Consider the following 20,750-nt stretch of genomic DNA (forward strand, 5'->3'; position numbering starts at 1 on the left):
CGATGACGCCGAGCCAGCGCCTCGCCCGCGCCAAGCGCCTCGTGACGGTGCAGGAGCAGATGCGCCGCGTCGCCGAACGCGATCTGGCCGCCACCCGCCGCGACATCGCCAGCACCGAGGCCGACCGGGCCGCCCTGCTGCAGACGCTGGCGGGGGAACGGATGGCGGGCCTGTTCCTCGATGCCGCCGCCGGCCGCCTGCGCCGGATCGCCGAGACCGCCACGGCGCTCGGTGCCAGGGCTACGGCCCAGGAAAGGACCGTCCTGGCGCGCGGCCTGTCCGAAAAGCAGGCCGAACGCTGGGCCGACGGGCTCGCCCGCTCCCACCGCGCCGAGGAGGACCGCCGCGACGCCCTGGAACAGCTCGACCTGCTGATCGCCCGCGGCGGCGGCGGCCTCGACGATGCCCCGACACCAGCCTCCCGAAAGCCAGGCGCGCTATCCGGGTCGTGAAGGCCCGGCGCCGCGCCGCGGCCTTCGGGATTCCCTGTCAGCCCCGGCGACGACCATGAGCATCAGACCCCCATCGGACATCGTTCTCGACGTCGCCCGGGCGGCGGACCCGGCCCGCTACCAGGAAGCCTCGGCCAAGCTCGCCGCCCCCGCGGGCACCGATCCGGCCGCCTTCGGCGACGCCGTGCGCATGGCGGGTGCCGGGGTCCACATGCCCCTCGACGCCCGCGGCACGCTCACCACCCTGCAGAGCGACAGCGCGATGGCCAAAGGCGGCAAGGCGGCCGACCCCTACAAGCAGTTCGAGGCGTTCGTGCTGCGCCAGTTCGTCGAGAAGATGATGCCCGACAAGGCGACCTCGGTGTTCGGCAAGGGCAACGCCGGCGGCATCTGGAAGTCGATGCTGGCCGAGCAGGTCGGCTCGGAGATCTCGAAGGCCGGCGGGCTGGGCATCGCCCGCATCCTGTCGGCGCCGCGCAACGCCGAGGCGGTCACCGTCGAGCGGCAGGCCGCCGACCGGGCCGCCGCCGCCCTCCTGCGGACCAAGGCGACCTCCTGACCGGGCTCGCCGTCCAAGACGCCCCGATGATCGAAGGACCCTCCATGCTGATCGCCTCCCTCAAGCGGCTCGACGCCACCGTCTCGGCCGAGACCGAGGCGCTGCTCGCCCATCGCCCGATCGACCAGGACGCGGTCAACCGGCGCAAGGGCCAGAGCCTGCTCGAACTCACCCGCCTGACCCGCGGCCTCGACCCGGAGCGGGTCGACCCGGAGCTCGCCGAGCAGCTCGCGCGCCTGCGCCGCAGCCTGCAGCGCAACCAGGAGGTGGTGGGCCTGCACCTGCGGGCGGTGGAGGAGATCGCCGAGATCGTCAACGACGCGATCCAGGACGCCGAATCCGACGGGACCTATTCCGCCCGCCGCCGCCGCTGACCGCCCACCGAAAGCCCGGCCGCCGCCATGCGCATCCTCGTCACCGGCCTCTGGATCTGTGCCCTCACCGTCGCCTCCTGCTACGGCGCGGTGACCTGGGGCAGCGGCCTCATGGGCAAGAAGACCGAGCCCTACCTCGAAGGCCTGCAGTACCAGAAGCTGGCGCCCATCAACGTGCCGATGCTCGCGGACGGCAAGGTCACCGGCTACATCGTCGCCGTCCTGGTCTTCACCGCCGACGCGCGGCTGATGCACACCCTCTCGGTGCCGCCCAACGCCTTCGTGGTCGACGAGACCTTCCGCCAGATCTACAGCGACCCCGAGATCGATTTCAGGCGCCTGGCCCGCTACAACGTCACCAAGCGCCTCGCCGAGGTCCGCGCCAAGGTCAACGAGCGCCTGGGCTCCGAGGTCGTCAAGGACATTTTGGTCGAGGAGTTCAACTTTGTCGCCAAGCGGGAGGTGCGGTCTTAAGGGGTGGGCTTGGGGGTTGAAAGCCGGCAGCTTGGGAATTTGAGCGGTCGCTTGTGACCTGCAGCGAACTTTGGCTCGTCGGGCGCTACGAATCCTCATGGGCACTGCTTGCGACCACGTCGCTTCCTGCCTTGCCCCCACTTTGCCCCGGCCCGCCAATTCATGTCAGGCCGGGTCACATCGTCGTTCTAGGATCTTAGCAGGTCCGTTCGTCGTGACTTGGACTGCAAGACTTCAGATTGCAGCGCCCTTTTCGACGACGATGGTGTCAACGACGTCCGCTGGCTCGTAGAGCCACCGTGCCATAGCCCCGGCCGCCATAGCTCCTACGATTGGTGCGAGCCAAAACAGCCAAAGCTGTGCGACGTACTCGCCGCCCGCAAACAAGGCAGGTCCGGTGCTGCGAGCCGGGTTGACCGAGGTGTTGGTCACGGGGATCGAGATCAGGTGGATCAGGACCAGAGCGAATCCGATGGGGATGCCCGCAAAGCCCGTCGCAGCGCCCTTCGACGTCGTGCCGACGATGATGAAGATGAAAAAGAAGGTCGTCAGAAGCTCGATGATCAGGCAAGCGGCAACGCCGTACTTGCCAGGGCTGAGATCACCGTAGCCGTTCGAGGCGAACCCGTTCGGAAGCCAGCCAGCCTTGCCCGATGCGATGACATAGAGGACGAAGGCACCGACCATAGCGCCAACGACCTGGGCGACGATGTAGGGCAGTACGTGCCGGTTCGCACAACGTCCGGCAGACCACAGCCCAAGCGTCACAGCCGGATTGAAGTGGCCACCCGAGATGTGACCGACCGCGTAGGCCATCGTGAGCACGGTCAAGCCAAAGGCAAAGGCGACACCGAGGAAGCCGATGCCGAGTTCCGGGAACGCGGCGGACAAGACGGCGGCACCACAACCGCCAAAGGTCAGCCAGAAGGTGCCGAAAAACTCGGCCGTCGCCCGGCGCATCGTATCGTGATCCATGTCTGAACCTCCCGCTATAGGATTTCGCGCGGCACTCGAAGAGCAGGTTCGAAATCTCAGATTTGTGCGACGCGAGCAGTCTGCGCTGGCATCTACCGGAACGCATTTCGCGAACGTTGCACGGACAGAGGGAGACAGCAATTACCGGAACAGCAATGCGCTTACTCTCCAATCGTATTCATGCTCAGAGGGGCTTGAGAAGGACGGCGCGGAAGGTCTGATTTCCACCCAAAGCACCACCTCACACAATTAAACCCATCGCGTTCAGCCCGAAAGCTTACGGCTCACCCGCCGCCAACCCGCCACAAGCCCGCTGATGACCACCACCGCCCCGAGAAGATTGAGCGCCCACTGCGCCACTTCGCGCGCAGGCCCCGCGAGCACGGAAAAATCGAGGCGGTGCAGGCCGTCGAACAGCCAGCGGTAGGCGCGGCCGGAGCGGTCGAGGCGCTCGGCGATGGTGCCGTCGGCCGGGTCGACGTGCAGCCAGGTGGCGGCCGGGTCGGAGAAGCGCAGGCGCAGCATCGGCAGCGGACGCTCGCCGAGGCCGGACCAATGGGCGTCGTGGGCCGTCAGCCGCTCCACCGTCGGCGGCGCGGCCTGGCCCATCGCCCGCATCGCGGCGACCACGATCTGCGCCTCGTCGGGGCCGGGGCCGCCGTCGGCCCCCGCCACGCGGCGTCCCTCCCGCATGAGCGACACCACGAGCGGCCGCCCGCCGAGGGTGGTGAAGCGCAGGGCCACCGCGTCCGAGGCCGCGACCCGCCGCAGCCCGGCCGGGTCGAGGCCGACCGGGTGCCAGGGGCTGGCCTGGGCGGCCACGAGGGCCGCCGACGGGGCCGGTCCGGTGAACCAGCGGTTCGGGTTCATCGAGAGCCAGCCGCTCACGAGGAAGCCGGTGAGGGCGAGCCCGCCCGCCAGACCCGAGAGGTGGTGCCAGCGCGCCAGCCCGCGGTAGGGCGTCAGCGCCCCGTTGCGATAGCGCCGCGGCCAGCCGAGCCGCCAGATCCCGAGGACGAGGCCGCTCGCCAGGAGCGGAATCGCGAGTCCCGACAGCCACAGCACCACGTCCCGCCACAGGTCGGGCCGGGCCCGCAGCGGCGTCGGGTAGACCCAATGCACCACGGCGCCGACCCAGTTCCAGCCGCGCTCGAACCGCGTGGTGACGAGGGCGACCTCCCCGGTGGCGGCCGAGACGTAGACCTCGGTGCCGGCCGCATCGGCCAGGGCGACCTTGTGGAAAGGCCGCAGCGGGTCGTAGCGGGCGGTGACGGTCCATTGGTCGCGCGCCACGGGCTCGACGGTGCCGGGGCCGGCGAGGGCCCGGGCCTCCTCCGGCGTGAGCGCGGGCCGGCGCTCCCCGGTCCGGGCCGAGACCGTGGCGCGGCCACCGTCCCGGCCGGTGACGCGGTAGACGGGCTCCCCGCCCTGCATCTCCAGTCCGAGGGCGGCGGGTTCGGGCCGGCCGGCCGCCGCGAGGGCGGCGTCGGGGGCGATGGCCACCCGGTCCCAGGCGATCGGCGGCAGGCGGGCGAGCCGCTCGGCCTGCGACAGGCGCGGGAACGGCACGTGCAGCATCACGAGGCCCGAGCCGATCCACAGGGCGACGAGGAGCCCGGCGCCGATCCCGAGCCAGCGATGCCCGAGGATCAGCCAGCGTTTGGCGACCTTCACCACGTCACGCTGTAGGCGACCTCGACCGAGCGCGGCCGCCCGAGCAGCCAGAAGGTCGAGCCGCCGGTGACCGGATAGACCGCGTCGAGGAGGTTGTAGGCGCGCAGGCTCAGGCGGGAGGTGTCGTCGATCCGGTAGTCCACGCTGCCGTTCACGACCTCGTAGGCCGGTCGCCGGACCGTGTTGGCGAAGTCGCCCACCGTCTCGCCCACGAACTGCACGCCGGCCCGCGCCTCCCAGCGCGGCGCGAAGGCCCAGGACAGCCACAGGTTGGCCACTCGCTCGGGCACGTTGATCGGCTGGTTGCCCGCGAACGAGACGGCGACCCCGCCCACGGCCTGCTGGAAGCTGTCGTATTGCGCCTGCAAGAGGGCGAGGTTGCCCTCGATGCGCCAGTTCTCCCACAGGCCCAGGGAGGCGAACGCCTCGACCCCGTGGGACGACTGGCTCCCCACCTGGATCGACACGGCGGGGCGCTGCGGGTCGGCGGTCAGGAGGTTGTCCTTCTTGATCCGGTAGCCGGCCAGGGTGAACTCGCCGCGCCCGTCCCAGAACACCTGCTTGTAGCCGACCTCGACCTGTTCGCCGTTCGAGAGCTGGAAGTCCTTCTGGGCCAGGGTGAGGGTGATGAGCGTCCCCACCGGGTCGACGGCCGTGGCGTAGCTCGCATAGAGCGAACTGCCCGGCGTCGGGCTGTAGACGGCGCCGAAGCGATAGCTCACCGCGCTGAAGTCCTTGGTGTAGCCGGCGGCGGGGTTGCGCAGGTCGTTCCGGCGGACGGTCGGCGCGTCGTAGCGGACGCCGGCGATCAGCGAGAGCTGGTCGGACAGGACGAGACGGTTCTCGGCGAAGAGGGAATACTGGTCGGTGCTGGTGGCGTACCCCGGCGTGGTGCCGTCGACGCGCAGGAATCGGCCCGGATCGACGGCGAAGGGATCGACGGTGCTCACGCCGCCGTAGGGCGCGTTGTTGGTGTGGAGGAACGAGATGCGGTTGACGTCGAAGCCCGCCACGAACTCGTTGGCGAAGCCGAACAGCTCGCCGCGGACGGTGGCGTCGAAGCGGTTTCCGATCTGCTCCTGGTCGTGGAAGATCTCGATGTAGTCCGAGCGCCTGACGCGGCCGGTGGCCGGGACGAAGGCGTAGGTCTCGGCGTTGCGCCAGCGCCGGTGCGAGGACAGGCGATAGGCGGTGTTGCGGATCGTGACGTCGGCGCTGGGCGACCACTCCGTCTTGAACTGCGTCCAGTCGTCCTTGAAGACGATCCGGCTGTCGTCGACGGTGTAGTTGTTGAAGCGCGTGCGCCGGTCGATGCCGCCATCGATGAGGGGCGTCCCGAAATACCGCAGCGGCTCCTGGTAGCCGGAGTCGTGCGAGAGGGTGAAGGCGAGGTCGGGAGTGGCCTGGTAGAACAGCGATCCCGAGACCGCGAGGTTGCTGAACTCGCCGTTCTGGCGCAGCCACCCGTCGGCCTGGTTGGCACTGACGTTGAGGCGGTAGGCGACCCGGTCGCCGAGGGCGCCGCCGGTGTCGAAGGCCAGGCGCTTCACCCCGTCCGAGCCGAGCGCCACCCGCGCCGCGTTGATGGTGGTGAAGGTCGGCTTCTTGGGCACCACGTTGATGACGCCGCCGATGGCGCCGTCGCCCGACAGCACCGAGGCGGGGCCGCGCAGCACCTCGATCCGGTCGACGTTCCAGGTGTCGAACGGGAAGGTGATGGTTCCGGTGCCGACGTAGAGGCGGGTGCCGTCGTAGAGCTGCATCACCGAGTTGACCCCGGCGAACCCGCGCGAGGTGTACGCCCCGAAGCCGTTGCCGGGCGCGGCGATGGTGGTGATGCCGGCCGCGTTCTGGGTCACCGCCTCCTGCACCGTCTCCTGGCCGCGCTCGCGGATCTTCTGGCCGGAGACGACCTCGACGCTGGCCGGCGTCTGGAGCGGCGACAGGTCGAGGCGGCTGCCGGTCCGGTTGGGTGTCGCGAGGTTCAGGCCGGTGGGTGCCGCCGTGTAGGGGGTCGGCGCCAGCAGGCGGGTTCCCGTCCCGGGGCCGGCCACCGCCAGTTCCGAGAGGGTGGCGGCGGCGTGGTCCTCGCCCGGGCGGGGGGCGTCATGCGCCGCGAGGGCGACCTGCGCGGCGAGGGAGGCCGGAGCGAGGGCGAAGATCAGCAGCAGGCGACCCGACGGTCGTCGGGCGAGAGAATGGGACGACATGGGCAGCGAGGCCTCGGGCGACGGCAGTGGCACGTCACCGCGAACGAAGCCTCGGCTCAGGCGGTCTCCGAAAAAGACACGCGCCCGCCTCGACACCCACCAGGACACCCCGCCCGATGCGTTTCGCGTGTGACCACGACTGACGGCAGGTCTCCTGGCTCGCGGGTCGCTGTCCCGTCATCGTCTTCCCAGGCCCGAGGAACCCAGTGACGTGTTGATGAAGGACTCGCCGCTTACAGTTGCGGGGGCAGCCGCGGCATCGGGCGATCCTTGCGGACCCTCGCCCTCACCGCGTTCCCTTTTGATCCTCTCGCGAGGAACCGTCGACCCGAGGCTAGCGCGCCGGCGAAGACCGCGTCAATCGCGCACAGGTTCGGTCACGGCACGCTCACCGGAACGTGTGGCATCCACGACGCACCCAACGCGGGGTGCGGCCTCAGCCGCGCCGGCTCATCCGGCCGCCCATGCCCTCGCAGCAGCAGGCCGCCTTCGTGCCCTTGGCCGAGCCGTGCTTCATCCCACCGTGCTTCATGCCCCCGTCTTTCATGGCCATATCGCCCCGGCCGCACATGGCCCCCGCCTTGCCGCCCTTCGCGCCGCAGCAGCTCATGGCGGAGGCGGGCGCGGCGGCCAGCAGGAGGAGGACGGCGGTCGAGGCGGCGAGCTTGGCGATCATGGGGGGACGGGTCTCCGTTGCCCCGCCATCCTACCACCGATCGGCGGCCCGATGCAGGGGCGTGCGGCGTCATCCCCCATCGGCGAGGATCGCCCCGCGATAGGTCTCCACCACCTCGCAGAACGGGACGCCGTCGGCGGTGCTGAGCACGGCATGGATCGCGAAGAGCGCCGTGGCGGGACCGGGCCGCCCCGCCGTTTGCGTCCACAGCCGCTCCAGCGACAGATTGCGACGCTGCGGCGCCAGGGCATGGACGGCACGGCCGAAGGGCGTGGCCGTGGTGTCGAGGACCCGGTTCATGCCCGGCGTGAGGCGTTCGGGCACGTACCAGTTCTGCGCCTCCGACAGGACGTGGGCGCCGCAGGTGAGCCGCACCCGGCGGTAGCGCACGAGGTCCGGCGAGCCGACGCCGAGGCGCTCGCACTGCTGGGCGGAGGGCGCCCGCGCCGCCGCCGTCACCGGCACGGCGCACAGGCTGGAACCGCCGGCCGACAGCCCGCGCTCGTGGCACCATTCCTCGAGGACGGCGGTCGCGCTCGGCCCGGCCAGGAGCCGGTCCGTCAGCAGCGTCACGAGCCCGGCGGTCCCGAGCGGCGCGGCGGACGGATCGGTCATCGACGGACGACGAGGGCGAATGGCCATGGCGTCGCCGGACAGGATCGACCTGTCGACCGCCTCATGACCGAGATGACGCGACGTGTGATCAAGAGGCCCCGGGATGTCAGGATGTGGCCGATGCAGCGCGATTCTTGCGGCATCGCGTCTTGCCGATCGACGCGAGAGCGACCGCTGGCGGGCACCACCGCCGCACCCCGCGGGAGCGAGATCGGTGCCGAGCCGTGGCCCTCCATACAACGTGTTGGAGCTCACGAGAACGCTCCTCGTCACGAGGGCGATTGAGGCCGGCAAGGATGCTGGAGGGTGACGAGGATCGCCGTCGACACCCGCGTCTCGTCCTCGCGGGGAACCTCGACAGGTCGGCGCGCCTGTGCTGGAGCGCTCCTTGCTGCGGTCTCGACATCGTCACACGAGCGTCCGGGCTGCGGATTATGAGCGCAGCGGCGCCTCTTACACCGCCGGGGAAGAGCTCCTTTGGACCGAACCGTCCGATATGCCCTGTACTTCACCCCCGCACCGGGGACGGCTCTCGCCGCCTTCGGCGACGCGGTCCTCGGCGCCGTGCCGACGTTGGGGCCGACCACGCTCCGGGCCCTCCTTGCCGCCAGGACCGAGGAGCCGCGCGTCTACGGCTTCCACGCCACGATGAAGGCGCCGTGGCGCCTCGGCCCGGGCGTGACGGAAGCCGATCTCCTGGCGGCGGCCGAGGCCCTCGCTGCCCATCGACCGCCTCTGCCTGTCGGCTCGCTGCGCGTCGCCGCGCTCGGACATGTCGCCGCCCTGGTGCCGGAGTCGCCGCCGCCGGCCCTCGGCCTGCTGGCCGCCGAATGCGTGGCCGCCCTCGACCCGCTGCGGGCCCCCCTCTCGGCAGCCGAGCGCGTCCGGCGCCACCCCGAGCGCCTCGACCCGCGGGGGCGGGCGCTGCTGGAGCGTTGGGGCTACCCGCACGTCTTCGAGGAGTTTGGGTTTCACATGACGCTGACCGGCCGCCTCGGCCCCGAGGACAGGGCCGTGATCCTGCCGCTGCTGACGGAGGCCGCTGCGGACCTGCCGGACCTGGTGATCGACGCCCTGAGCGTGGTCGTCCAGGACGGCGCCGATCCATTCCGGCTCTTGCGCCGTATTCCTTTCGCGCCTTGAGGCGCATGCGAGGGCCTCGAACCGCCCCGGCCGCGACACGCAGGTCGGCGCCCGCTCGCGGCTGAGCGAGACGGTCCTCGACGACGGTTCCCGATATCGTCGAGGACGGGTCAGACGAACCACGCGACGATCGGCAAGGTCTGCCCGATCGCCTCGAACCGCAAGCACAAGAGTACCGGCTCATCATTAGCCGGACAACTGTCATTCCTCTGTCGTGCGGGGCGGGTTTACCGTGGTTCATCGCTCCTGCCGGACAGTCTCATGCTGGTTCTCGAAGATCTGATCCGTCGTTACGGCGATCGCCGTGCGGTGGACCGCGTCTCCCTCGCCATCCCGCGCGGCCGCTTCGTCGGTGTCATCGGGCGCTCGGGCGCGGGCAAGTCGACCCTGCTGCGGATGATCAACCGCCTCGTCGAACCGACCGGCGGGCGCATCCTGTTCGACGGCCTCGACGTCACGGCCCTGCGCGGCCGCGACCTGCGGCGCTGGCGGGCCCGCAGCGCCATGATCTTCCAGCAGTTCCACCTGGTCGGCCGCCTCGACGTCCTGAGCAACGTGCTGATGGGGCGCCTCTGGGAGGTGCCCAGGCACCGCTCGCTCCTCAAGCTCTGGTCGGAGCGTGAGCGCGCCCTGGCGCTCGCCGCCCTCGACGACTTCGGCATGGGCGATTTTGCCGGCCACCGGGCCGACCAGCTCTCCGGCGGCCAGCAGCAGCGCGTCGCCATCGCGCGGGCGATGATGCAGGCCCCCGATCTCATCCTGGCCGACGAGCCCGTGGCCTCCCTCGATCCGCGCAACACCCGGATCGTCATGGACGCGCTGGCCGAGGCCAACCGCCGCCACGGCATCACCGTGCTGTGCAACCTGCATTCCCTGGATCTGGCCCGCAGCTACTGCGACCGCCTGGTCGGCCTCGCCGACGGGCGCCTCGTGTTCGACGGCGCGCCGGCCGACCTCACCGAGGACGTCGCCCGCCAGCTCTACGGGCTCGAGGCCGGCGAGGTGCTCGACGCGCCCGCGCCCGTCCTCAAGGCCTACCCCACCGCCCTCGTCGCCTGATCCGTCCCGGACGCCTTCGGAAGAATCCCATGCTGAACCGTCGCACCCTCGCCGGCGCCCTCGCGCTCGCCCTCCTCGCCCTGCCCGCCGCCGCGCAGGATTGGAAGGCGGCCTATCCGGAGCTGACCCTGGCGGTGATCCCGGCCGAGAACGCCTCCGGCACGAGCGACCGCTACGCGCCGCTGACCGCCTACCTGACCAAGAGCCTCGGCGTGCCGGTCAAGCTGCGCATCGCCAACGACTACGCCGCCGTGATCGAGAGCCAGCGCGCGGGCAACGCCCAGCTCGCCTTCTACGGCCCCGCCTCCTTCGCCCGCGCGGTGATGACCGGCGTGAAGGTCGAGCCCATCGTCAACCAGACGCACGACACCGGCGCCTTGGGCTACTACTCGGTGATCTACGTGCGCGCCGACAGCCCGTACAAGACGATCGCCGACCTGAAGGGCAAGAACCTCGCCCTGGTCGATCCCAACTCCACCTCCGGCAACCAGGCGCCGCGGTTCTTCCTGCACAAGGCCGGCTACCCGGTGGACGCGTTCTTCGGCAAGACCGTCTATGCCGGCAGCCACGAGAACGCCGTTCTCGCCCTCGTCCAGGGGACGGTGGACGCCGCCGCCAACCTCTACAACACCGACACCGACACCATGGTCACCCGCATGGCCGCCAAGGGCATGCTCAAGAAGCCCGACGGCTCAGCCATGACGCAGGCCGATTTCCGCGTGGTCTTCAAGTCCGACTTCCTGCCCGAGGGCCCCTTCGCCATGCTGGCGAGCCTGCCCGACGACCTCAAGGCGAAGGTCCGCCAGGCCCTGGTGGACCTGCCGAAGGCCGACAAGGCGGCCTTCGACCGGCTCTCGGACGGCAAGGACCTCGGCCTCGCCCCCGTGACCCTGAAGGACTACCAGCCGGTCATCGAGATGCTGAAGTTCAACGACGAGCAGCGTCGCAAGTCCTGATGCGGGTTGCAGGCCCCGATCCGGGCCGCACGGGTCCGTGCCGGCCGATCCCCGTGCTTGAGACCGTCAGCCCCCTGCCCCCCGACCGCGCCGCCGCCCTGGCGCAGGCCTATGACGGCGCCGTCGCGGCGAGCCGGCGTCGGGTCTGGGTCGGCCTCGCGGTGCTCGTCGTCCTCACGGGGCTCGCCGCGCAGGCCGCCGAGGTGCGCCCCGGGGTGCTGGCTGCGAACATCGGGAAGTTCACCGACTACATCGCCCAGATCCTGCCGGCCCTGACCCTCGGGAACCTCGGGGGCGACCTCGCCGAATGGTACTGGGGCTGGCCGAAATGGCTCGCGCTCCTCGGCGAGACCCTCCTGATGGCCTATCTCGGCACCCTGCTCGGGGCCATCGGCGGTTTTCTCCTGTGCTTTGCCGCCGCCGGCAACGTGGCGCGCAGCCGGACCGGATGCTTCCTCGTCCGGCGCATCCTCGAATTCTGCCGGACGGTGCCGGAGATCGTGTTCGCGCTGATCTTCGTCATCGCCTTCGGCCTCGGGCCGATGGTGGGCGTGCTGGCCCTGGCGATCCACACCACGGGGGCGCTGGGCAAGCTGTTCGCCGAGGTGATCGAGAACATCGACCTGAAGCCGGTGGAGAGCCTCACCGCCGCGGGTGCCGGCCGCATCGAGACCCTGCGCTTCGCCGTGCTGCCGCAGGTGCTCTCGAACTTCGTCTCCTACGGGCTGCTGCGCTTCGAGATCAACGTGCGGGGCGCGGGCGTGATGGGGTTCGTGGGCGCCGGCGGCATCGGGCAGGAGCTCCTCGTGGCGATCCGCAACTTCTACTACGCGGACGTCAGCGCGATCCTGGTCCTGATCATCCTCACCGTGATGGCGATCGACCTCGGGACCGAGCGCCTGCGCCATCACCTCCTCGGAGGCCTGCGATGACGCCCCGCGACCCGAACCCGGCCGAGATCGCGGCGTTGCGCCAGCGCTATCCCGAGACCTTCCGGCCGGCCCGGGGGCCCCGGCTCCTGGCCTGCCTCGCGGTCGCCGGGCTTATCGCCGTCGCGGGCTACGCGATGGTGCGGCTCGACTTCTCCGCCGTGCGCCTCCTCGCCGGCCTCGGGCGGCTCGGCGAATTCAGCCTGATGATGCTGCCGCCCGATCCGGCCGGACAGGCCTGGACCTTCCTGCGGGCGCTGGCCGAGACCCTCGGCATCGCCTTCATCGGCACGCTGACGGCGGCGCTGCTCGCCTTTCCGGTGGCGTTCCTCGCCGCCCGCAACGTCGTGCCGAACCCCTTCGTGCACTTCACGATCCGGCGCGGCCTCGACGTGATGCGCTCCGTCGACGTGCTGATCTGGGCTTTGATCTGGATCAACGTCGTCGGGCTCGGGCCCTTCGCGGGCGCGCTTGCCATCGCCTGCGCGGATTTCGGGGCGCTGGGCAAGCTGTTCTCGGAGGCCGTCGAGACCGTCGACGCCAAGGCCGGCGAGGGCGTCTGCGCATCGGGCGGCGCCGAACTGCACCGCATCCGCTTCGGCCTCATCCCGGCGGTGCTGCCGGTGCTCGGCAGCCAGGTGCTGTACTTCTTCGAGTCGAACACCCGCTCGGCCACCATCATCGGCATCGTCGGCGCGGGCGGAATCGGCCAGTACCTCACCGAGCTGATCCGCGTCCTCGAACTGCGCCAGGTCGCCTTCCTGATCCTGATGATCCTCGTCACCGTCGCGGCCATCGACGCCGTCTCCGGGCGCCTGCGCCGGGCGCTGATCGGAACGGCACGCTAGGCGGGCTTCGCGAAAGCGGTCGCCGGTTCTGCGACGGAAGAGCTGCGACGGGGAAGACCTGCGACGGGGAGGACCTGCGACGGAGAAGACCTGCGACGGACCAGGGACCCGGGCAGGTTCGCGCCTACTCCACCACCAGCTCGACCCGGTCGGCGGCGAACAGGCTGCGGGTGGCCTGGATGCGCCGGCCCTCCCCGTCCACGTTCACGCTGGTCAGCGCGATCACGGTGCGGCCGGGGGCGATGTCGAGGCGCCCGGCCTCCGCCGCCGTGGCGGGGCGCGCGCCGATCCGCGTCGAGAGCCGGGTGTAGTCGGCCACGCCGAACCGCGCATAGGCGCGGGTGATCGAGCCGCAGTCGGCGTAGGCGGCGTCGAAGCCGGAAAAGCGCGGCAGCGGCAGGCAGGTCCGCGCCGTCGAGATCGGGGCGCCGTCGGCCAGGTGGCGCGTCAGGAGTTCGAGGATGGGGGCGCCGGGGGCGAGCCCGAGGGCCTCCGCCCACTCCGCATCCGCCGGCACGGCGGCGGCCGAGACGAGGTCGCCCCAGGCCTCGCGGCCGGCCCGCGAGACGATCTCGGAGAACCGGGTCCGGGGGCCGATCGGGTAGGTGAGCGGCCCCTGCTCCACGAAGGTGCCCTTGCCCTGGGACGTCCGCACCAGCCCGCCCTCGGCGAGCACGCCGAGCGCCCGGCGCACGGTGTGGCGGTTCACGCCGAAACGCGCGGCCAGCGCCGACTCGGCGGGAAGCTGCGCCCCGGCGGCGAATTCGCCGCTGTGGATGGCATGGCCCAGCGCATCCGCGATCTGGCGCCAGGCGGCGAGGCCGCCCCCGCGCTGGAGGGCCGTCACGCCCGTGTCGCTCGCATCCTGCATGACGTGATCGAAAATCCGTTGTGCTTATCGATCCACATGTCTATACATATAGACATGTTGGAAGAGAGGCCCCGATGCCGAGCGCCAGCCAAACACCACCTGATCCCGGGATGCCAGACCTCGCGATGCGCCGGCGCGCGATGGCGCGGGCGGGCACCGCGACGGAAGGCGAGTTGCGCGAGGCCCTGGCGCAGGCCGGCCTCACGCCGGAGGCGGAGGATCTGCGGGCGCCGGAGACCGGCCTCGTCATGGTGCGCGGGCGCATCGGCGGCGACGGCCGGCCCTTCAATGCCGGCGAGGCCACGGTGACCCGGGCGGCGGTGCGCCTGCCCGGCGGCGAGACGGGGTTCGCCTACCAGCTCGGACGCGACCGGACGCGGGCCCGCCTCGCCGCCATCCTCGACGCGCACTGGCAGCGCCCGGAGGCGAGGCCCGCCCTCGAGGCGGCCCTGGCGGCCATCGCCGAGCGCCGGGCCGAGGCGGCGGCTTTGGCCGCCCGCAAGGTCGCGGCGACGCGGGTGAACTTCTTCACCCTGGCGCGGGGAGAGGATTGATGGCCCAGCCTCACGTCCAAGCTCTCGCGCAACCTCTCGCCCACGGCCAACCTCTCGCCCACGGCCAACCTCTCGCCCATGGCTTCGCCGACCCCGTCCACGAGGGGCAGGCGGTGTTTCGCGCCGCGATGGAGGCCCTGAGCCGGCCCGGCCGCCTCCTCCCCCTCGTCACGACCCTGATGCCCCCTGCCCCGCTCACGCCCGAGCTCGCCGCCCTGGCGCTGGCGCTGGCCGATGCCGACACGCCGGTCTGGCTCGACGCTCCCTTGCGGACCGATCCGGCGGTCGCGGGCTTCCTGCGCTTCCACACCGGGGCGCCGATCGTCGCGGAGCCGGCCCAGGCGGCCTTCGCGCTGATCGCCGATCCCGGCCGCTGCCCGGCCTTCACCGCGTTCGCCCAAGGCTCCCTCGCCTATCCGGACGCCTCCGCCACCCTGGTCCTCGCCGTCGCGGCCCTGTCGGACGAGAAGGGCCTCGCCTTCGAAGGGCCGGGCATCCGGGGCACGGCCCGGCTCGACGCGGCCCCCCTGCCCGCGGACTGGCCCTCGCGGCTGGCTCACAACCATGCCGGCTTCCCGCAAGGGCTCGACCTCCTGTTCGTCGCGGCCGGACGGCTGGCCGCGCTGCCCCGCTCCGCCCGTCCGCTCGCCCCGGAGGCCTGACCGTGTATGTCGCCGTGAAGGGTGGCGAGGCCGCCATCGACAACGCCCACCGGCTGCTGGCCGAGACCCGGCGCGGCGACCCCGCCGTGCCCGACATGAGCGTGGCGCAGATCCGCGAGCAGATGCGCCTCCTCGTCGACCGGGTGATGACGGAGGGCTCCCTCTACGACCCCGATCTGGCGGCCCTGGCCCTGAAGCAGGCGCGCGGCGACGTGATCGAGGCGGTGTTCCTGGTGCGCGCCTACCGCACCACGCTGCCGCGCCTGGGTGCGACGGAGCCGGTCGATACCGGCGCGATGACCCTGAGCCGCCGGATCTCCGCCACCTTCAAGGACCTGCCCGGCGGGCAGGTGCTCGGCCCGACCTTCGACTATACCCACCGCCTCGTGGACTTTTCCCTCGGCGACGGGACCGCTCCCGAGCCCGCCGCCGAGGCCGAGCCGGCCGCTGACGCCGCCGCCTGCCCGCGCGTCACCGATCTCCTCGGCCGGGCCGGCCTGCTCGAACCCTCGCCGGAGGATCTGGGCGCGCCGATCGGCGACCTCACCCGCGAGCCGGTGGACTACCCGGCCGACCGCGCGGTGCGGCTCCAGGCGCTGGCACGCGGCGACGAGGGCTTCATCCTGGCGCTCGGCTACTCGACGCAGCGCGGCTACGGCCGCACCCACCCCTTCGTCGGCGAGATCCGGGTCGGCGCGGTGGAGCTCGAGGTCACGCCGGAGGAACTCGGCTTTTCCGTCGGCCTCGGTTCGGTGGACATGACCGAGTGCCAGATGATCAACCAGTTCCACGGGAACGGCCCGGTGCCGCCGCAATTCACCCGGGGCTACGGCCTCGTCTTCGGCCAGGGCGAGCGCAAGGCCATGGCCATGGCGCTCGTCGACCGTTCCCTGCGCGCCGCCGAACTCGGCGAAGCCGTGGTGGTGCCCGCCCAGGACCAGGAATTCGTGCTGGCCCATTGCGACAGCCTGCAGGCGACGGGCTTCGTCGAGCACATGAAGCTGCCGCACTACGTCGACTTCCAGGCCGAACTCGACCTCGTCCGGCGCCTGCGTGCCGAGCACGGCGCGCGCGCGCTCGAGGAACCCGTCCAGCGGGAGGCCGCCGAATGAACGCGCGCGTCACGGTCTCCGCCGGCAGCGGCTACAACTTCGCCTATCTCGACGAGGGCACGAAGCGGATGATCCGCCGTGCCATCCTGAAGGCCATCGCGATCCCCGGCTATCAGGTGCCGTTCGCCGCCCGCGAGATGCCGATGCCCTACGGCTGGGGCACCGGCGGCGTGCAGGTCACGGCCGCGATCCTGGGTGCGTCGGACGTGCTCAAGGTGATCGACCAGGGCGCCGACGACACCACCAACGCCGTCTCGATCCGCCGCTTCTTCACCGCCGCGGCGGGGATCGCCACCACGACGCGCACGGCGGAGGCGAGCGTGATCCAGACCCGCCACCGCATCCCCGAGGCGCCGCTGTCCGAGGGGCAGGTGCTGGTCTACCAGGTGCCGATCCCCGAACCCCTGCGCTTCCTCGAGCCGCGCGAGACCGAGACGCGCCAGCTCCATGCGCTCGCCGAATACGGCCTGATGCACGTCAAGCTCTACGAGGACATCGCCCGCCACGGGCACATCGCCACCACCTACGCCTACCCGGTGGAGGTGGCCGGCCGCTACGTGATGGATCCCTCGCCGACTCCGAAGTTCGACAACCCGAAGATGGACGATTGTCCCGCGCTCCAGCTCTTCGGCGCGGGCCGCGAGAAGCGCATCTACGCGATCCCGCCCTACACGCGGGTGCGCAGCCTCGACTTCGAGGACCATCCCTTCCGGGTCCAGAGCTTCGAGCGCCCCTGCGCCCTCTGCGGGGCGCGCGCCGTCTACCTCGACGAGGTCGTGCTCGACGATGCCGGCGGCCGGATGTTCGCCTGCTCGGACACCGACCATTGCGAGACCCGCCGCGCCGACGGCCACGCGGGAGAGGCGTCATGACCGAACCCCTGCTCACGGTCGAGGGGCTGACCAAGCGCTACGGCCGGCGCCTCGCCTGCGACGGCATCGGCTTTTCCCTCGATCCCGGCGAGGTGCTGGCGGTGGTGGGCGAATCGGGCTCCGGCAAGTCGACCCTGCTCTCGCTGATCGCGGGCGAGGTCGCGGCCGATGCCGGCGCCGTCTCCTACCGCATGCGCGACGGTGCCACCCGCGACCTCGCCGACCTGAGCGAGGCCGAGCGCCGGGCCCTGATGCGCACCGACTGGGGCTTCGTGCGCCAGGACGCGACGCAGGGCCTGCGCATGGCGGTCTCGGCCGGGGGCAATGTCGGCGAGCGCCTGATGGGTGTGGGAGACCGCCATTACGGCCGCATCCGCGCCACCGCCCTCGACTGGCTCGCCCGCGTCGAGATCGCGCCCGACCGGGTCGACGACCCGCCGACGCGCTTCTCCGGCGGCATGCGCCAGCGCCTGCAGATCGCCCGCAACCTCGTGACCGCACCCCGCCTCGTGCTCATGGACGAGCCGACCTCGGGCCTCGACGTCTCGGTCCAGGCCCGCCTCCTCGACATGATCCGGGGGCTGGTGGCCGAACTCGGCCTGGCGGTGATCATCGTCACCCACGATCTCGCCGTGGCGCGCCTGCTCTCGCACCGCGTCCTCGTCATGCGGGCGGGCCGGGTGATCGAGACCGGCCTCACCGACCAGGTCCTCGACGACCCGCAGGCCGCCTATACCCAGCTCCTCGTCTCCTCGGTGCTGGCCGCATGACGCCGCTCCACATGACGCCGCTTCTCACCCCGCCGCTCCTCGCCTTCCAGGACGTCGCCAAGAGCTTCACCCTGCACCTGCGCGGCGGGACGGTGCTCCCCGTCGTCGCGGGGGCGACGCTGACGGTCCATCCGGGCGAATGCGTCGTGCTCGGCGGCGCCTCGGGGGCCGGCAAATCCTCGCTCCTCAAGATGGCCTACGGCAACTACCGCTGCGCCACGGGTGCCATCCGGGTCCGCGACGGCGACCGCACCGTCGACCTGGCCGCCGCGGCACCCCGCGAGATCCTGAGGCTGCGTCGTACCACGCTGGCCTACGTCTCGCAGTTCCTGCGCGTGATCCCCCGCGTCGGCGCCCGCGCCGTGGTGGAGGCCGCCGGCATCGAGGGGGGCCTGGCGCCGGAGGTCGCCCGTGCCCGCGCCGCCGACCTGCTCGCGCGCCTCAACATGCCCGAGCGCCTGTGGGCGCTGCCGCCCGCCACCTTCTCGGGGGGCGAGCAGCAGCGGGTCAACATCGCCCGCGGGCTGATCGCCGACCGGCCCATCCTGCTCCTCGACGAGCCCACCGCCTCGCTGGATGCCCGGAACCGGGCCGTGGTGGTCGACCTCGTCGCCGAGAAGCGCGCGGCGGGTGCCGGCATCCTCGGGATCTTCCACGACGCCGATGTCCGCGAGGCGGTGGCGACCCGCATCGTCGACGTCGCGGCCTTTCGCGGGGCGATGGCCGCATGAAACGGGAACACGCACGCATGACGGACCGGGTCGAGATCCTCGAGAACGCGCGCCTGGTGCGCCCCGACCGGGTCGAGACCGGCTGGCTCGCCGTGGTCGACGGGCGCATCGCCGAGATCGGCACCGGCACGGCCCCGGAGCGCGGCCTCGACTGCGGCGGCGACACCATCGTCCCGGGGCTCGTCGAGCTCCACACCGACCATCTGGAGAGCCACTACGCGCCGCGTCCGGGCGTGCGCTGGCACCCCCTCGGGGCGGTGCTGGCCTACGACGCGCAGATCGCGGCCTCGGGCATCACCACGGTGTTCGATTCCCTGCGCGCCGGCACCGACCCGGACGGCAGCGGGCTGGGCACCGAACTGGAGCTCCTCGCCGCCGCCCTGGCGGAGGCGCAAGGGGCGGACCTGTTCCGGGCCGAGCACCGCACGCACCTGCGCTGCGAGATCCCTAGCCCCGACGTGGTGGACACCGTGCGGGCGTTCGCGGAGCGCTACAGCATCGGGCTCCTGTCGCTGATGGACCACACGCCGGGCCAGCGCCAGTTCCGGGACGTGGCCAAGTACTACGTCTATGCCGGGCGCGGCGGTCGATCGCTGGAGGAGATCAAGCTCAACACCGAGCGCAAGATGCGCGACGGCCGCGCCCTCAACGCGGTGAACCGGCCCGCCCTCGTCGCTCTGGCGCGCGAACGCGGGATTCCGCTGGCCAGCCACGACGACACCACCCTGGCCGACGTGGCGCTCTCGCGCGAGGAATCAGTGGCGCTCGCCGAGTTCCCCACCACCCTGGAGGCGGCCGAGGCCTCGCACGCAGCCGGCATCACCGTGATGATGGGCGCCCCCAACCTGATCCGGGGCGGCTCGCATTCCGGCAACGTCGCGGCCCAAACCCTGGCGGAGGCCGGCACCCTGCGCATCCTGTCCTCGGATTACGTACCGGCGAGCCTGCTGATGGCGGCCTTCGCGTTGCCCGAGCGGGTCCCGGGCATCACCCTGCCGGAGGCCATCGCCACCGTGACGGCCAATCCCGCGACAGCCACCGGGCTCACCGATCGCGGCCGGTTGGAACCGGGATTGCGTGCCGACCTCGTCCGCGTGCGCCTCGCCCGAGGGGTGCCGGTGGTGCGCCAGGTCTGGCGTGCGGGCGAGCGGGTGGTGTGATGGCGGGCGGCTTCGTCCTCGTCGTCGGCCCGAGCGGGGCCGGCAAGGATACCCTGCTGCGGCTGGCGCGCGACCGCCTCGCGGGGGATCCCCGCTTCGTCTTCCCGCGCCGGCTCGTCACCCGCCCCCCCTCCGCCCACGAGGCCAACCTCGAACTCGACGACGTCGCCTTCGACATGGGCGTGCAAGCGCATGCCTTCGCGCTTCATTGGCGCGCCCACGGCCTCGGCTACGCCATCCCCGCCGAGACCGTGAGGCAGGCGGACGACGGGCATTGGATCGTCTGCAACGTGTCCCGTCGCATCGTTTCGCAGGCGCGCCGCACCCTGCCCCGTGTCAGCGTCGTGCAGGTCACGGCCTCGCCGGAGGTTCTCGCCAGACGCCTTGCGACCCGCGGCCGCCCCGAGGACGGCGACCTGCGCGCCCGCCTCGACCGCGCGATCCCGATCGAGGCCGAATGCACGATCCATAACGATGCCGACGCAGAGGGTGCGGCCGACCGCCTCGTGGTGCATCTGCGCGCGTGCGTTGCCGGCGCGCGGCCGGGTGCCCACACGAATTGCGTCTGATGGCTTCGCACCGCGGATGTCGGTCATCCTCGGGCGCCGCGCGGGCTCGGTGAGACGGTTCCCGCTTGATCCAAGCGGAAACCGTCTCATCCCGAGGTGCCGTGGCGATGCCGCTGTCGGGGCGCTTCGGGATGGGGTCGCGCCCGGGGCCATCGAAGCCGCGGCGGCGGCATGACCCGGCCAACCGGACCGTCGTCGGACACGCTCGTCCCGATCGATCACGCGCAGCGCCGCCAGGACCGTTTCATGGCGCTGTCGTATTCATGGCGCCGTCGTATTCATGGCGCCGTCGTATTCATGGCGCTGTCGTAAATCGTGGCTACGGAATGGCCACGTCCCACTGCCGCCTGCGTTCAGACACGGCATTCGCGCTCAAACGACCATCGTTGGTTGGCTATAGGCCCGGTGAAGACCGATGGTTCTTCAAAGGAAGCCGGCTGACCGACTTGGATGCCCGCGCGCCCGCCGTGCCCTGATCCCCGGCCATCTTCGGATCTGAGCCGCA

The 20,750-nt window shown here is 71.4% G+C and carries 23 protein-coding genes and 1 riboswitch; of the genes, 17 read left to right on the forward strand and 6 right to left on the reverse strand.

Going from position 1 to position 20,750, the window contains the following annotated elements; genetic code table 11:
* Positions 1-2 precede the first annotated feature (2 nt).
* Genes ASG40_RS03115 through ASG40_RS03130 form a run of 4 tightly spaced genes read left to right on the forward strand, consistent with a single transcriptional unit; the run spans position 3 to position 1,859 of the window.
* Complete coding sequence (locus ASG40_RS03115) at positions 3-452, forward strand: hypothetical protein (RefSeq protein WP_055880262.1); 450 nt, start codon at positions 3-5, stop codon at positions 450-452.
* A 55-nt stretch (positions 453-507) separates the two neighbouring features.
* On the forward strand, positions 508-1,011 hold the full coding sequence (locus ASG40_RS03120; protein WP_082523859.1) for a rod-binding protein: 504 nt from the start codon (positions 508-510) through the stop codon (positions 1,009-1,011).
* A gap of 44 nt (positions 1,012-1,055) precedes the next feature.
* On the forward strand, positions 1,056-1,385 hold the full coding sequence (locus tag ASG40_RS03125) for a hypothetical protein (protein WP_055881224.1): 330 nt from the start codon (positions 1,056-1,058) through the stop codon (positions 1,383-1,385).
* A gap of 27 nt (positions 1,386-1,412) precedes the next feature.
* Positions 1,413-1,859: a hypothetical protein gene (locus ASG40_RS03130; RefSeq protein ID WP_055880265.1), complete on the forward strand. Its 447-nt coding sequence runs from the start codon at positions 1,413-1,415 to the stop codon at positions 1,857-1,859.
* Between the two features lie 234 nt (positions 1,860-2,093).
* On the opposite strand, the gene aqpZ is transcribed toward ASG40_RS03130, so the two are convergent.
* The 5 genes from aqpZ to ASG40_RS03155 all read right to left on the reverse strand — a co-directional run bounded on the left by aqpZ (position 2,094) and on the right by ASG40_RS03155 (position 8,009).
* The gene (aqpZ, locus tag ASG40_RS03135; protein ID WP_055880268.1) at positions 2,094-2,834 is read right to left on the reverse strand and encodes an aquaporin Z; all 741 of its coding nucleotides are present in this window, start codon (positions 2,832-2,834) and stop codon (positions 2,094-2,096) included.
* Between the two features lie 264 nt (positions 2,835-3,098).
* Positions 3,099-4,508 carry a PepSY domain-containing protein gene (locus ASG40_RS03140; protein ID WP_244480505.1) on the reverse strand — a complete coding sequence of 470 codons (1,410 nt, stop codon included), beginning with the start codon at positions 4,506-4,508 and terminating at the stop codon, positions 3,099-3,101.
* The gene (locus ASG40_RS03145) at positions 4,505-6,718 is read right to left on the reverse strand and encodes a TonB-dependent receptor (protein ID WP_055880274.1); all 2,214 of its coding nucleotides are present in this window, start codon (positions 6,716-6,718) and stop codon (positions 4,505-4,507) included. The genes ASG40_RS03140 and ASG40_RS03145 overlap by 4 nt, the downstream gene beginning before the upstream one ends.
* A gap of 127 nt (positions 6,719-6,845) precedes the next feature.
* Positions 6,846-7,058: riboswitch (cobalamin riboswitch) on the reverse strand.
* 96 nt (positions 7,059-7,154) lie between these two features.
* Positions 7,155-7,394 carry a hypothetical protein gene (locus ASG40_RS03150; RefSeq protein WP_082523861.1) on the reverse strand — a complete coding sequence of 80 codons (240 nt, stop codon included), beginning with the start codon at positions 7,392-7,394 and terminating at the stop codon, positions 7,155-7,157.
* 69 nt (positions 7,395-7,463) lie between these two features.
* A complete protein-coding gene (locus ASG40_RS03155; protein ID WP_055880276.1) occupies positions 7,464-8,009 on the reverse strand; it encodes a hypothetical protein in 546 nt (181 codons plus the stop codon).
* A 477-nt stretch (positions 8,010-8,486) separates the two neighbouring features.
* Between ASG40_RS03155 and ASG40_RS03160 the strand changes: the two genes are divergently transcribed.
* The 5 genes from ASG40_RS03160 to phnE (ASG40_RS03180) all read left to right on the forward strand — a co-directional run bounded on the left by ASG40_RS03160 (position 8,487) and on the right by phnE (ASG40_RS03180) (position 12,944).
* Positions 8,487-9,152, forward strand: a complete 666-nt coding sequence (locus ASG40_RS03160) for a DUF1045 domain-containing protein (protein WP_055880279.1) — start codon at positions 8,487-8,489, stop codon at positions 9,150-9,152.
* 261 nt (positions 9,153-9,413) lie between these two features.
* A complete protein-coding gene (gene phnC / locus ASG40_RS03165) occupies positions 9,414-10,211 on the forward strand; it encodes a phosphonate ABC transporter ATP-binding protein (protein ID WP_055880283.1) in 798 nt (265 codons plus the stop codon).
* 29 nt (positions 10,212-10,240) lie between these two features.
* Positions 10,241-11,167, forward strand: coding sequence for a phosphonate ABC transporter substrate-binding protein (phnD, locus tag ASG40_RS03170; protein WP_055880286.1), 927 nt, complete (start codon positions 10,241-10,243; stop codon positions 11,165-11,167).
* Positions 11,168-11,220: 53 nt separating this feature from the next.
* Entirely contained in the window at positions 11,221-12,099 is an 879-nt protein-coding gene (gene phnE / locus ASG40_RS03175; protein ID WP_055880289.1) for a phosphonate ABC transporter, permease protein PhnE, read from the forward strand.
* Positions 12,096-12,944 (forward strand): phosphonate ABC transporter, permease protein PhnE, encoded by an 849-nt coding sequence (gene phnE, locus ASG40_RS03180; RefSeq protein ID WP_055880292.1) that lies wholly within the window; start codon positions 12,096-12,098, stop codon positions 12,942-12,944. Before phnE (ASG40_RS03175) ends, phnE (ASG40_RS03180) begins: the two co-directional genes overlap by 4 nt.
* Positions 12,945-13,068: 124 nt before the next feature.
* On the opposite strand, the gene phnF is transcribed toward phnE (ASG40_RS03180), so the two are convergent.
* Positions 13,069-13,815, reverse strand: coding sequence for a phosphonate metabolism transcriptional regulator PhnF (phnF, locus tag ASG40_RS03185; protein ID WP_055880300.1), 747 nt, complete (start codon positions 13,813-13,815; stop codon positions 13,069-13,071).
* Between the two features lie 110 nt (positions 13,816-13,925).
* On the opposite strand from phnF, the gene phnG reads away from it, so the two are divergent.
* From phnG to phnN, 8 genes are read left to right on the forward strand one after another with little or no spacing between them, the layout of a single operon-like run.
* Positions 13,926-14,369, forward strand: a complete 444-nt coding sequence (gene phnG / locus ASG40_RS03190; protein WP_274533815.1) for a phosphonate C-P lyase system protein PhnG — start codon at positions 13,926-13,928, stop codon at positions 14,367-14,369.
* Positions 14,369-15,031: a phosphonate C-P lyase system protein PhnH gene (gene phnH / locus ASG40_RS03195; RefSeq protein WP_082523862.1), complete on the forward strand. Its 663-nt coding sequence runs from the start codon at positions 14,369-14,371 to the stop codon at positions 15,029-15,031. Before phnG ends, phnH begins: the two co-directional genes overlap by 1 nt.
* Before the next feature lie 2 nt (positions 15,032-15,033).
* A complete protein-coding gene (locus ASG40_RS03200; protein ID WP_055880302.1) occupies positions 15,034-16,143 on the forward strand; it encodes a carbon-phosphorus lyase complex subunit PhnI in 1,110 nt (369 codons plus the stop codon).
* Complete coding sequence (locus ASG40_RS03205; protein WP_055880303.1) at positions 16,140-17,015, forward strand: alpha-D-ribose 1-methylphosphonate 5-phosphate C-P-lyase PhnJ; 876 nt, start codon at positions 16,140-16,142, stop codon at positions 17,013-17,015. The genes ASG40_RS03200 and ASG40_RS03205 overlap by 4 nt, the downstream gene beginning before the upstream one ends.
* Positions 17,012-17,785, forward strand: coding sequence for a phosphonate C-P lyase system protein PhnK (gene phnK, locus ASG40_RS03210; protein ID WP_055880306.1), 774 nt, complete (start codon positions 17,012-17,014; stop codon positions 17,783-17,785). The genes ASG40_RS03205 and phnK overlap by 4 nt, the downstream gene beginning before the upstream one ends.
* Positions 17,782-18,516, forward strand: a complete 735-nt coding sequence (gene phnL / locus ASG40_RS03215; RefSeq protein WP_443136574.1) for a phosphonate C-P lyase system protein PhnL — start codon at positions 17,782-17,784, stop codon at positions 18,514-18,516. Before phnK ends, phnL begins: the two co-directional genes overlap by 4 nt.
* Positions 18,517-18,533: 17 nt before the next feature.
* Entirely contained in the window at positions 18,534-19,676 is a 1,143-nt protein-coding gene (locus ASG40_RS03220; protein ID WP_055880313.1) for an alpha-D-ribose 1-methylphosphonate 5-triphosphate diphosphatase, read from the forward strand.
* Positions 19,676-20,245 carry a phosphonate metabolism protein/1,5-bisphosphokinase (PRPP-forming) PhnN gene (gene phnN / locus ASG40_RS03225; protein WP_055880317.1) on the forward strand — a complete coding sequence of 190 codons (570 nt, stop codon included), beginning with the start codon at positions 19,676-19,678 and terminating at the stop codon, positions 20,243-20,245. The genes ASG40_RS03220 and phnN overlap by 1 nt, the downstream gene beginning before the upstream one ends.
* Positions 20,246-20,750: the final 505 nt, after the last annotated feature.

The organism is Methylobacterium sp. Leaf399 (genome assembly GCF_001424525.1).
In the GTDB taxonomy this organism is placed as follows: Bacteria; Pseudomonadota; Alphaproteobacteria; order Rhizobiales; family Beijerinckiaceae; genus Methylobacterium.